The sequence below is a fragment of the Paraburkholderia sp. EG287B genome (genome assembly GCF_040965595.1).
In the GTDB taxonomy this organism is placed as follows: domain Bacteria; phylum Pseudomonadota; class Gammaproteobacteria; order Burkholderiales; family Burkholderiaceae; genus Paraburkholderia.
Window position 1 is genome coordinate 174,769 of the sequence record NZ_JBFRCG010000014.1, and the last position, 13,133, is coordinate 187,901.

Annotated in this window: 9 protein-coding genes; 6 read left to right on the forward strand and 3 right to left on the reverse strand. The window is 64.8% G+C overall.

What is annotated here, in order from left to right:
- Positions 1-109: 109 nt before the first annotated feature.
- Complete coding sequence (locus tag AB4Y40_RS26185) at positions 110-919, reverse strand: crotonase/enoyl-CoA hydratase family protein (RefSeq protein ID WP_368690277.1); 810 nt, start codon at positions 917-919, stop codon at positions 110-112.
- Positions 920-1,038: 119 nt separating this feature from the next.
- On the opposite strand from AB4Y40_RS26185, the gene AB4Y40_RS26190 reads away from it, so the two are divergent.
- Positions 1,039-1,569 carry a hypothetical protein gene (locus tag AB4Y40_RS26190; protein ID WP_342919261.1) on the forward strand — a complete coding sequence of 177 codons (531 nt, stop codon included), beginning with the start codon at positions 1,039-1,041 and terminating at the stop codon, positions 1,567-1,569.
- Positions 1,570-1,671: 102 nt separating this feature from the next.
- Here the strand turns inward: AB4Y40_RS26190 and AB4Y40_RS26195 are convergent, their stop codons facing one another.
- The gene (locus AB4Y40_RS26195) at positions 1,672-2,634 is read right to left on the reverse strand and encodes a LysR family transcriptional regulator (protein WP_368690278.1); all 963 of its coding nucleotides are present in this window, start codon (positions 2,632-2,634) and stop codon (positions 1,672-1,674) included.
- Positions 2,635-3,221: 587 nt separating this feature from the next.
- Here AB4Y40_RS26195 and aspT (AB4Y40_RS26200) point away from each other — a divergent pair.
- The 4 genes from aspT (AB4Y40_RS26200) to AB4Y40_RS26215 all read left to right on the forward strand — a co-directional run bounded on the left by aspT (AB4Y40_RS26200) (position 3,222) and on the right by AB4Y40_RS26215 (position 9,743).
- Positions 3,222-4,904: an aspartate-alanine antiporter gene (aspT, locus tag AB4Y40_RS26200; RefSeq protein WP_368690279.1), complete on the forward strand. Its 1,683-nt coding sequence runs from the start codon at positions 3,222-3,224 to the stop codon at positions 4,902-4,904.
- A gap of 98 nt (positions 4,905-5,002) precedes the next feature.
- The gene (gene aspT / locus AB4Y40_RS26205) at positions 5,003-6,688 is read left to right on the forward strand and encodes an aspartate-alanine antiporter (RefSeq protein WP_368690280.1); all 1,686 of its coding nucleotides are present in this window, start codon (positions 5,003-5,005) and stop codon (positions 6,686-6,688) included.
- Between the two features lie 71 nt (positions 6,689-6,759).
- The gene (locus tag AB4Y40_RS26210; protein WP_368690281.1) at positions 6,760-8,421 is read left to right on the forward strand and encodes a bifunctional aspartate transaminase/aspartate 4-decarboxylase; all 1,662 of its coding nucleotides are present in this window, start codon (positions 6,760-6,762) and stop codon (positions 8,419-8,421) included.
- 38 nt (positions 8,422-8,459) lie between these two features.
- Positions 8,460-9,743: a GSU2403 family nucleotidyltransferase fold protein gene (locus AB4Y40_RS26215; protein WP_368690282.1), complete on the forward strand. Its 1,284-nt coding sequence runs from the start codon at positions 8,460-8,462 to the stop codon at positions 9,741-9,743.
- Between the two features lie 82 nt (positions 9,744-9,825).
- Here the strand turns inward: AB4Y40_RS26215 and AB4Y40_RS26220 are convergent, their stop codons facing one another.
- Positions 9,826-11,079, reverse strand: coding sequence for an MFS transporter (locus tag AB4Y40_RS26220; RefSeq protein WP_368690283.1), 1,254 nt, complete (start codon positions 11,077-11,079; stop codon positions 9,826-9,828).
- 475 nt (positions 11,080-11,554) lie between these two features.
- Here AB4Y40_RS26220 and xdhA point away from each other — a divergent pair, with 475 nt between their 5' ends.
- Positions 11,555-13,093, forward strand: coding sequence for a xanthine dehydrogenase small subunit (gene xdhA / locus AB4Y40_RS26225; protein ID WP_368690284.1), 1,539 nt, complete (start codon positions 11,555-11,557; stop codon positions 13,091-13,093).
- The last annotated feature ends 40 nt before the right edge of the window (positions 13,094-13,133 follow it).

Below are 13,133 nucleotides of genomic sequence, written 5' to 3' on the forward strand. Positions count from 1 at the left end.
GGTCGCGCGCGCGCCTTCAAGCGTCAAGCGCTGCGCACAGTGGCCACCGGCACGTCGATCGACTCAATCGACCGTCGCGAGGGTTCGCGTGCGACTTTCGTTTAGCGGACTACGATTCGCGTGGATCGAGCGGTTCACCGTGACGGCCCGCGCCGGCCGCGAAGCGCGCCGCGAGTGCGAGCCCTTCGTCGAGTACCGCGCGATAGCCGAGCGCGCCTTCGCGGCGCAGCGCCTCGGCGGTGTCGGGCAGCATGCTGTGCTCGAGCGCCGAGCGGCGGTCCGCGAGCAACGCTGCCTGCGGCAATGCTGCGAGCTGCGCGGCCAGTTGCTCGGCGGCCGTGCGCGCGCCACCCTTTGCGACCACACGATTGGCGAGGCCGAATGCGAGGGCTTCCTGCGCATCGACGGCGCGCCCCGTGAGGATCAGATCGAGTGCGCGCGACAGGCCGATCAGGCGCGGCAAGCGCACCGTGCCGCCGTCGATGAGCGGCACGCCCAGGCGGCGGCAAAACACGCCGAGCACGGCGTCTTCCTCGACCACGCGCAGGTCGCACAGCAGTGCGAGTTCGAGCCCGCCCGCAACGGCATAGCCTGAGATCGCCGCGATCAGGGGCTTGCTGAGCGACATGCGCGTGGGGCCGAGCGGGCCTGGGCCGCTGCCGTCGGCGTGGATTTCATTGCGGCGTGCGGGGTCGGCGAGCGCGCTGAGGTCCGCGCCCGCGCAGAACGTGCCGCCCGCGCCGTACAGCACGCCCGCGAGCCATGCGGGATTTTCCTCGAAGCGCGTAAAGGCGGCAGCGAGTGCGTTCGCAACGGGCCGGTCGATGGCGTTGCGCTGCGCCGGGCGGTCGAGCACGAGAATTGCTACGCGTTCCTGAGTCTCGATACGGACGTGCTCGCCGAAAGATTCGATCGTCATTTGTGGCTCCTCGATGCGCCCCGCATTCGTCATAAAAATTTAATGGTCCATCCGTAGCTTAGGCCGGTTTCATTTCCTGAACTGCGCTTTCCCCCACCGCACGCATGCAATCGACGTCCATGTCCAGCATCACCTCCGTTTCGGATTCCTCGCCGTATCCCGCTTGTGGACCCTTGTGGACCGTCCCGTTGCCCGACCACGACGCGTATGACCATGTGCGCTTCAAGCGCGTCTTCACGACCGACGGCACGCGCCACGTCGTCGTGATCGTCGATCTGCACAAGCTGCTTCTCTGTGCCGACCGCGACGACACCGACTACGTGCTCAAGCCCGTCGACGACTGGCATAGCGGCAAGATTCGCGGCATTCGCGAGTTTCTCGATCCGGACAACGAGCGCGTGCCGCAGATGCCCTACGTGACGATCAGCAAGCGCCGCGTGGCGGGGCTCGCCGGATGGCTCGGACTCGCGCACGAGGGGGTCGTGGCGTTTCGCAACGGCCAGCATCGCGCGCGCTACCTCGCATGGGCAGGGGCGTTGTGGCTACCGGTGGAAGTGCACGAGCGCGAAGCGGCATTGCTGCGCGAACTGTGCGGCGCGGGCGACGGGGGCCTGCTGGTTCCGGTCGACGGCAGCTCGCCCCGGCTCTGATGCGCCGTCGCGCGCGAACGGCATGTTCGCTAACGGCGCGTTTGCAAGCGGCATGTTCTCAAACCATCGGGCGGGCACACATCGCCCGCCCGATGTGTGTGCTCATGCCACGCTCAGCGGCCGGCTCGGTGCGCCATTGGAACTCGCCGCCACCGGCGATGCATGACGTGCATGCTCGAAATGCTCGACCGTGTAGTCGACAAAGCGGCGCGTCTTCGCGGGCAGATACTGGCGGCTCGGATAGACGATGGACATGCGCGAGTCGGGATCGTCGATGTCGTAGTCGGGCAGCAGCCGGCGCAGCGTGCCCGCGGTAAAGTCGTCGGCGACGAGCGGCGCGGGCACGACCGCCACGCCCATGCCGGCCAGCGCGGCGAGCCGCACCATCAGCATGTTGTTGACGGCGTAGCCGGGCTCCAGCGTGACCTGCCGGGCACGCTCGCCGGGCTTCGCGAACTGCCACGTCGCGCTGCGCTCCTCGGGGGGCAGCGCGACCGCCGCGCACTGTGCGAGCTCCTCAGGCGTATGCGGCTCGCCGTGCTCGGCGAGCCACGCGGGCGCCGCGCAGGGGACGAACGTCGTGGTGCCGAGCGCGCGTTCCACGCACTCGCCGTTGCGTGCGGGCGTGGCGCCGACGATGCCCACGTCGAAGCCGTCTTCCATGAGATCCACGGGCCGTTCGGCGAGCGTGAGGCGCACGTTCACGCGCGGATACAGACGCCGGTAACCGTCGATGAGCGGCGTGAGCGTGGCGAGCGAGAGCGCACCCGCGGCCACCACGCGCAGCGTGCCGCTCGGCTCGCTTTCCGTGTGCGCCAGTGAGCGCTCCAGATGATCGAGTTCCTCCAGCACGCAACGACAGCCTTCGAGGTAGCGCTGGCCTGCCTCGGTCAGCGCGAGATTGCGTGTGGTGCGATTGATGAGGCGTGTATTCAGGTGCGCCTCGAGCATCGCGACGGAGCGCGTGACGAGCGCGTTGGAGACGTCGAGCTGCTGCGCGGCGCGACGAAAGCTCTCGGTTTCCGCAACCCTGACGAAGACGCGCATGGCGTGTATCTGGTTCATGTGTAGCCTCGTATGCTCGATGCATGGACCGGTTGAGGGACACTGCAACTGCTGGCGAAGTTGAGGAGCGAAGCGGCGTGTCGCGTTGTTATGGTCAATGTGCCTCGAATGAACTACTGCGATCGACGACTGCGGGAATCTAACAAAAATAATATTGACAGTCCGTGAGAATTACAATATCTATCTCAACACACGGCAGCATTTCTTACTTGTAAAAGATCCAATACGCAATCGGCATGTATTGAGTGAGGAATGCGTTGTGCGTTTTTGCCACTATCTAAATATTGTGCATTGCGGATAACCTGTTTGCGTAATTCACGCAAGCATCGGAAATCTGTCAGAACTGCCAGATTCATGGCGGCCCGCCCTTTGCCTGCGGCGAATTGTGAGTCATTGCGGTCGGTGAATTCCCCGTCATTTACAAGCCGGCATTAAGCACACGTTGATGCTTTTTCTGCGTGAATGAATTGTTGCGCGTGGGGAAAATAACGACCGGGAATTAGCGCTGCATGTTATTTAATGTGCATTACCGCTCGTTTTTTGAGCACGCTTTCGGGCTAACTACAACGTAAATCGGCAGACCAGACATGATCGTCGAATTGCTGAAGTCGCAACCCGAGATTGCCCTGTTCGTGAGCCTCGCGCTCGGTTATCTGATCGGTTCGATCCGCTTTGGCCCGATCTCCCTCGGGGGCGTGTGCGGCACGCTGATCGTCGCGCTCGTGCTCGGGCAAACCGGCGCGCGCCTCTCGCCGGACCTCAAGAACATTGCCTTCGCACTCTTCATCTTTGCGCTCGGCTTCACGGGCGGTCCGCAATTCTTCGCGAACGTCGGTCGTGGCTGGCGCTACGGACTTCTTTCGATCGTCGAGATCGTCTCGGTCATGGCGCTCATCATGATCGCGGTCGTCGTGATGAAGCTCGATGCGGGCACCGCGGCGGGCCTGCTCGCGGGCGCGGCGACCGAATCGGCCGTGATCGGCACGGCTTCCGAGGCGATCACGCGGCTCGGCCTCACCGACGCCCAGGTGAGCACGCTGCAGGCGCATATCGTGACCGCGTACAGCGTGAGCTACCTCTTTGGCCTCGTCACCATCGTGCTCTTCACGAGCCAGATCGCCCCGCTGATCCTGCGCGTGAACCTGCGCGAAGAGGCCGCGCGCCTGTATCGCAAGCTCGGCGGCGACGGCGCGCTCGACGAAGGGCAGCGTCTCGCGCTCGCGCCGCTCGAAGGTCGTGCGTTCAAGGTGGGTCCCGCAGCCGGCGCCGCAGTCGCCGCCTTCGAGGCGCGCTTTGGCAACAACCTCACGATCGAATACGTGCTGCGCGATGGACGCCAGCTCGACGCCAACGCGCAGTCCGTGCTGCAGGCGGGCGACATCGTGCTGATCGCCGGGCGCCGCGAAGCCGTGATCGAAGCGGCAGGCAGTCTTGGCGAAGAGATGCCGGGCGAGGGCTTGTTCAAGCTGCTCGCCAGACGCGTGGACGTGATGGTCACGCAGCGCGACGTCAACGGCCTCACGCTAGCGCAAATGCGCGAACGCGCCGCGCCGGAAGCGGGCCGCGGCATCTACGTCGGCGCGATCACGCGGCTCGACAACACGGTGCCCGCCTTGCCCGGCATGGTCGTGCATCGCGGCGACGTGCTGACGCTGGTCGGCACGCCCAGTGACGTCGCGCGCGGCGCGAAGCGTCTTGGCTACGTGATCCAGCACACCCAGAAGACCGACTTCGTCTATCTGGGCCTCGGCGTGCTGGTCGGCATGATGATCGGGCGTTTCGGCGTGAACGTGGGCGGCGTCACGCTGGTGCTCGGCACGGGCGGCGGGTGCCTGCTCTCGGGTCTGTTCTTCGGCTGGCTGCGTTCGCGTTACCCGCTGGTGGGCTCGCTGCCCTCGGCCGCGGCGCAGGTGCTCAAGGACTTTGGTCTTGCCACCTTCATCGCGGCCGTCGGGCTTTCCGCGGGCCCCGACGCCATCAAGCTCGTGCGCGAGTACGGTCTCGCGCTGCCGCTCGCCGGCATTCTGATGGTGCTGATTCCCGGGCTCCTCTCACTGTGGATCGGGCACATGTTCCTCAAGCTCGAAGCGCCGATGCTGCTCGGCGCCATTGCGGGCCAGCAGTGCAGCACGCCGGCGATCAGTGCGCTCGTCGGCGTAGCCGGCAACTCGACTCCCGTGATCGGCTACACGATCACCTACGCGCTGTCGAACATCCTCTTGCCGCTCATGGGCCCCGTGGTGGTAGGGCTCGCGGCGAAGTTTGGCTGACGAATATTGGCTGGTGTTTTCGGCTCGATCTGGCCGGCGGTGTTCCATTGCCGGCCATCCCCTGCAGCAATGGGGATTCTTTCCAAAGCGAGGACACGATGGAATGGTTGCATGACATCTTTCACAAATCCCCGGAAATCGCGCTATTTCTTTCTCTGGCGGTGGGCTACTGGATCGGCCAGATCAACTTCGGCAAGTTCCAGCTAGGCGGCGTGGGCGGCTCGTTGCTCGCGGCCGTCGTCGTGAGCCAGGTGGGCGTGACCGTCGACAACGGCGTGAAGTCGGTGATGTTCGCCGTCTTCATCTATGCCGTGGGCTACGACTCGGGCCCGGGCTTCTTCAACTCGCTCAACCGCAAGACGCTGCGCGAAATCGCCATGGCGGTGTTCATGGCGTTGGCGGGTCTCGCCACCGTGCTGATTTGCGCGAAGCTCTTTCACCTCAACAAGGGCCTCGCGGCCGGTCTCGCGGCGGGCGGCATGACGCAGTCGGCCATCATCGGCACGGCCGGCGACGCGATCGCGCGCCTCGGGCTGCCGCCCGACCAGGTCAAGGCCATGCAGGCCGACGTCGCGATCGGCTACGCCGTCACCTACGTGTTCGGCTCGCTCGGCGCGATCATCGTCTGCGTGAACATCCTGCCGAAGTTCATGGGCCGCAGTCTCAAGGATGCTTCCGCGGACGCCGAGCGCGAGATGTCGGGCGGCAACGCCGCCGCGGGGCCGGGCCAGATCACGGCGCTGCCCGAGTTGTTCGGGCGTGTGTTCCGTGTCGAGAACGCGGCGGGCAGGACCGTCAAGCAGATCGAGCTGGCCGAGAGCGACCTGGTGGCGGTCGAGAAGATTCGCCGCGCGGGCAAGCTGCTCGACGCCACCCCCGACTTCGTGCTGAGCCGCGACGATGTCGTGCTGGTGGTGGGCCGCCGCGAGCAGATGGTCGAAGTGGGTGCGCTGATCGGGCCGGAAGTGCCGGACTCGGGCGGCATGAGCCTCGTGATGCAAACGCGCCAGCTCGTCTTCACGAAGAAGGGCATGAACCACACGACGATCGCCGAAGTGCGCAAGAACGTCGACCGCGATCTGCGTCATGGCGTGTACATCGAAAAGATCGAGCGTGTGGGCCAGCCCGTGCCGCTGCTGCCCGAAACGAAGCTCGAGCACGGCGACGTGGTGACGATCTATGGCACCGCAACGGATACGAAACGCGCCGTGCAGGCCGCCGGCTACGAACTCGCATACAGCAACAAGACCGACTTCATCTACATGGGCGTGGGCCTCGTGCTCGGCTTGCTGGTGGGCCTGATCGTGGTGAACGTGGCGGGCATTCCGCTTACGCTCGGCTCGGGCGGCGGCTGCCTGCTCGCGGGTCTCGTGTTCGGCTGGATGCGCGGCAAGCACCCCATGTACGGCGTGATGCCGCCCGCGGCGTCGCAACTGCTCAAGGACTTCGGGCTTGCGGCGTTCGTCGCGGTGGTGGGGCTGAACTCGGGCCTGCAGGCCGTCGTGACGATCAAGCAAAGCGGCATCACGATCTTCCTGCTCGGCGTAGTGGTGACGATCGTGCCGCTCATTCTCACGATGCTGTTTGGCCGCTACGTGCTCAAGTACAACAACGCGGCCATTCTGGCGGGTGCGCTGTCCGGCGCGCGCAGTGCGAACCCGGCCTTCGGCGGCATTCTCGACAAGGCGGAGAGCGCGGTGCCCACCGTGCCGTTCGCCATTACCTACGCGATCGCGAACGTGCTGCTCACGCTGCTCGGGCCGCTCGTGGTCGGTCTTGCATGACATGCATCCAACGTGTGCTGCGCGAGGAAAAAAGCGCGCGGCACACGCAACGTCTTCCAATGGAGAACACCATGGCAACGAAAGCGAAGGGTAGCGGCGCGAAAGAAAAGTCGGGTCTCGATGCACTGAGCCCGTTCGAGCTGAAGGACGAACTCATCAAGGCGGCCGGCGGCGGCGCGACCGCGCGCCCTGCCAATCTCGCGATGCTCAACGCGGGCCGCGGCAACCCCAACTTCCTCGCCACGATTCCGCGTCACGGCTTCTGGCAACTCGGCCTGTTCGCGATGCGCGAGTCGGAGCGCTCGTTTGCCTACATGCCCGAGGGCGTGGGCGGCTTCCCGCAGCGCGACGGCATCGTCGAGCGTTTCGACCTGTTCGTGCGCGAGAACAAGGGGCAGCCCGGCATCAGGTTCCTCGCGGGCGCGGTGTCGTACGTGCGCGATCAGCTGGGGCTCTCGGCGGGCGATTTCCTCTATGAGATGTGCGAAGGCATTCTCGCCTGCAACTACCCGGTGCCGGACCGCATGCTCAAGCTTTCGGAGATCATCGTCGGCCAGTACCTGCGCCGCGAGATGATCGGCAAGCATCCGTTCGTCGGCGAGTTCGACGTGTTCGCGGTGGAAGGCGGCACGGCTGCCATGACGTACATCTTCAATACGATGCGCGAGAACTTCCTGATCAAGGCGGGCGACACCATTGCGCTCGGCATGCCGATCTTCACGCCGTACATCGAGATTCCGGAACTCAACGACTACCAGCTCAACGTGGTGCACCTGAACGCCACGGTGGAAAACAACTGGCAGTACTCGAAGAAGGAGCTCGACAAGCTGCGCGACCCGAAGGTCAAGGCGTTCTTCCTCGTGAACCCGAGCAACCCGCCTTCGGTGAAGATCGACGACGCGAGCCTCGAGTACATCGCCGAGATCGTGAAAGCGCGTCCGGACCTCATCATCCTGACCGACGACGTGTACGGCACCTTCGCCGACAACTTCGTCTCGCTCTTCGCGCTCGCGCCGAAAAACACGATTCTCGTGTACTCCTATTCGAAATACTTTGGTGCGACGGGCTGGCGTCTGGGTGCGATCGCCACGCATCGCGACAACGTGCTCGACCACACGCTCGCAAAGCTGCCGAAGGACGAAAAGAAGGAACTGCACAAGCGCTACGAGTCGATCACGACCGAGCCGGACAAGCTCAAGTTCATCGACCGTCTGGTGGCCGACAGCCGCACCGTCGCGCTGAACCACACGGCGGGTCTTTCGACGCCGCAGCAGGTGCAGATGGTGCTGTTCTCGCTGTTCTCGCTCATGGACACGCCCGACGCTTACAAGAACGCGCTCAAGCGCCTCATTCGCAACCGCAAGCGCGCGCTCTTCGAGGAAATGGGCGTGCCCTACGGCGAGGGCGATCCGAACCAGGTCGACTACTACACGATCCTCGACATGGAATACATGGGCGAGAAGCGCTTCGGCCGCGAATTCGTCGACTGGCTGCTCAAGCAGGTCAAGCCCAACGAACTGCTGTTCCGTCTCGCGGAGGAAGCACGCGTGGTGCTGCTGCCGGGCAAGGGCTTCGGTACGCCGCATCCGTCGGGCCGCGTGTCGCTCGCGAACCTCAACGAGTCGGACTATCGCAAGATCGGCCGCGCGGTGCGCAAGCTCACCGAGGAGTATGTGCAGCGCTATAACGAGGCCACGGGCAAGAACCTCGATCCGACTGCGGTGAAGAAGTAAGCGCAGGCGGCGCGCAGCCGCCTCGAGCCTCGATACGTTTGAAGTCCGGGCCGCATCCGGCGTGCAGTTCAGTTTGCCGGGTGCGGTTTTTTTATGGTTCTTCGCAGAGTTCCGGGGTAGGGCTCTCTCGCCTGGCGTATTGGACAGTCGGACAGTCGAGGGCTCCCGGCCGCGAGGCATCTCATGGTCATTGCAGTAATTTTCATGAAATTACTGCAATCACGGCTTCACCGTTTGCAGTAAAATTAAAAAAATTACTGCAATTCTCTGGCATGCACGGACTACCTCTTTACCAGCGACACGATCAGGCATTCTGCTCCCAGTACGCGAACGTCGAGCAGGCTGCCGCCAGCCAGGGGCGGGTTCTCGTGGGTGCGCCGGGCACGATCACCGAGCACCATCGCGGGAACGCTGTCTACTACTATCGGCAGTTCATGAACGCGGAGGGCAAGCGGCAGCAGGAGAGTCTTGGCGGACCCAAGGGCGATCCGGCGGCCGACGAACGCGTCGCTGCGGTGATGACACAGATCGAGCAGTCCAAAGACCTCATCAGCCGCATCCGGGAGCTCGCGAAGCTCGGTTTCCAGATTGCCGACAACAAGACCTACGCGACTATGGCAGTCCTCCACAACTACGGACTTTTCCAGGCCGGCGCGGTGCTCGTGGGTTCTCACGCGTATGCGGTTCTGCTCAACAGCCTTGGCATCAAGGCGCTTGCCTACGAGACCGAGGACATCGATATCGCGCGCGCCCGCCAGCTCGCGCTGCAGGGGGTACCTTCGGGCGGCCTGCTCGAAATCCTGAAAGAGACGGGAATCGACTTCGTGCCGGTGCCGGGGTTCAACAGGGGCGATCCGTCCACGTCGTTCAAGCAGGCGGGTCGGACGCGTTTTCACGTTGATCTGCTTGTGCCCTCGAAGGACAACAGATTTCCGACCGTCGCCGTTCCGGAGCTCGGTGCGCATGCGAGCGGCATGCCTTATCTCGCCTACCTGCTCGGCCAGTCCTACATGGGCACGCTGCTTTCAAGGCACGGCGCGGTGCCGGTTCGCGTGCCGGACCCCGCACGCTTCGCGATCCACAAGATCCTCGTTTCACGCTTGCGCACCAACATGCGGGTCAAGTCGCAGAAAGATATCCAGCAGGCGTGCGTGATGCTCGCGATGCTCGGCGAGCACAGAAGCGGCGATATCGAGCTCGCCTGCTCGGATCTCCCGAGGTCTGCGCGCCCGATGGTTCGCCGTGCGTTGCCCGAGGTACGCACCATGCTCGAGGCTCATGAGGGCGCGCTATTCGAATTTGAGGAAAGCGTCGGCGCGTGACACGCGTGCCGCACTCCCCGACCGGTCCAGATGACTGAAAGACCGTAGTCGTCGCTCCCCGGAAATCCGCGAGAAACCTTCTTTATTCGGCTCGTTGCCCGGCGGGCGCGCTCGCGCCGCTCGCGTGTTGTGCGCCCTGCGCGGCGCGCGCACGCACGCTCTTGCGATGAAGCGAAACCGACAGCGCCACGGCCGAAGCCGCCGCGATGGCTGCAAAGAGAAACACCGACCCATAGCCGAACAGATTCGCCACGTAGCCTGCGAGCGGGCCGGTGATACCCAGCGAGAGGTCGAGGAACACGGAGTAGGCCGAAAGCGCCGCACCGCGGCTGGCGGGCGGCACGAGCCCGACCGCCTCGACGCCGAGCGCCGGGAAGACGAGCGCGAAGCCGAAGCCGGTGAGCGCCGCGCCCGCGAGCGCGACTTGGGGCGTGGGCGCGAGCCACAGCAGCAAGAGGCCCGCGCATTCGCACGAGAACGAGACGATGGCGACGCGGAAGCCGCCGAAGCGCTTGATGGTGTTGGCGAACAACAGGCGCGCGCCGATGAACATCAGGCCGAACACCGTGAGCGTGAACGCGGCGTTGGGCCAATGGCGCGCGGCGTAGAACAGCGTGATGAAGGTCGCGATGGAGCCGAAGCCCGCCGAGCCGAGCGCGAGGCCGATGCCGTGCGGCAGCACGCGTGTGAACACGCTGCGGTACGACATGCGCTCGCCGTGCACGATCGGCACCGGCGCGATCGGTCGCGCGAGCCAGAAGCCGAGCGCGGCCAACGCGATGACCGAAATGCCGAGCACCCAGTAGCCGAGGGCGTGCGCCATCACGACGCCCAGCGGCGCGCCGATCGCGAGCGCGCCATAGGTGGCGATGCCGTTCCACGAGATCACCTTCGCGTTGTGCGCGGTGCCAACGCGGCCGATGCCCCAGAGGATCGCACCAGTGCCGCACAGGCTTTCGCCGCAGCCGAGCAACAGGCGGCCCACCACCAGCAGCGCGAGCGAGAGGCCCGGCCAGTGATCGACGAGCGTGCCGAGCAGCAGCAGCACGCCGCTCGCGCCGCAGATCGTCAGGCCGATCGTCACGGTCTTCTTGGGGCCGAGCGTATCGGCCGAGCGGCCCGCGAGCGCGCGCGAGCAGAGCGTGGCGATGTACTGCACGCTGATCGCGGCGCCCGCCACCACGGTGCTGAACCCGAGGTCGTTGTGCACGTAGCCCGGCAGCACGGCGAGCGGAATGCCGATCGTCAGGTAGCAGAGGAAGGTGAAAAAGACGACCGGAATGATCTGCAGGGTCGTCGACGCGGCTTTGCGCGGGGGCGCCAAATCAGCGGACATGGGGAAAATGCGGATGGAAAACGGCGGGAAAGGCGTGATTGTCCCATGGAACCGGTTTTTATGCAGAAACTGAAAAGATGTTCCGGCCGGCGGAACACTCGTTTTCTGCGTTAATGACGGCGTTTTGCAACCGATAACCCAGTCGCGAAGATCCATTGCCATTGCGCGACGTTGGCGACAATTGGTGCAATGGCGCCGTCCCGGTCCGACCGTTCGTGCTGGGAAATCGGCATTTAAACGGATAAATCATCAGTCGAATCTGTCCGATACTCGCAAGTCGGCCATGAAATCGCGCAATCGAGACGCTGCAACATAAGCACAGCCGCACTGCAGCACGGCGATTTATCGATTCAACGATATATCCCCCATGCTCCTGTAGCTATGGGTTGCCAATATTGGCAGTGATAGTTTTCGAACCGTCCACTCGAGCGGCACACGCCTTTTGCGAGCCGCAGCCAACGACGAGCCAGAAACCATGAGCCAGCCGATCCGCTTTTACCATCGCAACGCGATTCGCGAAGTCAGCGACGCGGGCGTCACCCGCACCGTTCTCCAGTACCTGCGCGAAGACGCGCGCTGCACCGGCACCAAGGAAGGCTGCGCCGAAGGCGACTGCGGCGCCTGCACGGTCGTGGTGGGCGAGCGCAACGAGGCGGGCGGCGTGAGTTTCAAGGCCGTCAACGCCTGCATCCAGTTCCTGCCGACGCTCGACGGCAAGGCGCTCTTCACCGTCGAAGACCTGCGCCAACCCGACGGCTCGCTGCACCCCGTGCAGCAGGCCATGGTCGACTGCCACGGCTCGCAGTGCGGTTTTTGCACGCCGGGCTTCGTGATGTCGATGTGGGCGCTCTACGAGAAGCATGGCCACGAGCACGCGGGCCAGCCCAACCACGCCTGTGCGGCGAAGGGCGCGTGCAGCGTGCCGTCGCGCGACGAGATCGCCAATGCGCTCACGGGCAACCTGTGCCGCTGCACGGGCTACCGGCCGATCCTCGACGCCGCCGAGCAGATGTTCAAGGCCGATGCGCCGAAGCAGCCCATCGACGTGAAGGCGCTCGCCCAGACGCTCGCCACGCTCGAACGCCAGGACACCTTCCACTACGAGAGCCGCGGCCAGCAGTACGACGCGCCGCGCACCGTCGACGCGCTCGCCGCCATCAAGGCCGCGCGCCCCGACACGCGCATTCTCGCGGGCAGCACCGACATCGGCCTGTGGGTCACGAAGCAGATGCGCGAACTCGGCGACATCGTCTACGTGGGCCAGGTCGATGCGATGCGCCGCATCGACGTGAGCGACGCGTGGATCGAGATCGGTGCGGGCGTGAGCGTCGAGCGCGGTTATGCGGAACTCGCGAAGCATTATCCGGAACTCGAAGAGATGTGGCAGCGCTTCGCCTCGCTGCCCATCCGCAACGCGGGCACGATCGGCGGCAACGTCGCGAACGGCTCGCCCATCGGCGACTCGATGCCGGGGCTCATCGCGCTCGGCGCGCGCGTGGTGCTGCGCGGCGGCGAGACCGAACGCGAACTGCCGCTCGAAGACCTCTACCTCGCCTACCAGAAGAAGGACATGGCCGAGCACGAGTTCGTGCTCGCGCTCAAGGTGCCCACGCGCACCGGCGCGCGCGCGAACCTGCGCTTTCGCACCTACAAGGTCTCGAAGCGCTTCGACTCGGACATCTCGGCCGTGTGCGCCGCCTACGCCTATATCGCCGATGGCGACGTGATCCGCGAGCCGCGCATCGCGTTCGGCGGCATGGCCGCTACACCGAAGCGCGCGACTCACGCGGAAGGCGTGCTCGCCGATGCGCACTGGCACGAAGCCACGGCCCAGGCCGCGATGATCGCGCTCGGCAAGGACTACGCGCCGCTGTCCGACATGCGCGCGACGAGCGACTACCGCCTCGAAGCCGCCAAGAACACGCTGTACCGCTTCTGGCTCGAAACGCGTCCGCATAACCCGCTTGCGCCGCAAGCGCTCAATGTGCGCAACGTAGCCGCAGCAACCGCTTGAGACATTCAGGAACCGGAATAGAAATACGGAGAACGAAACA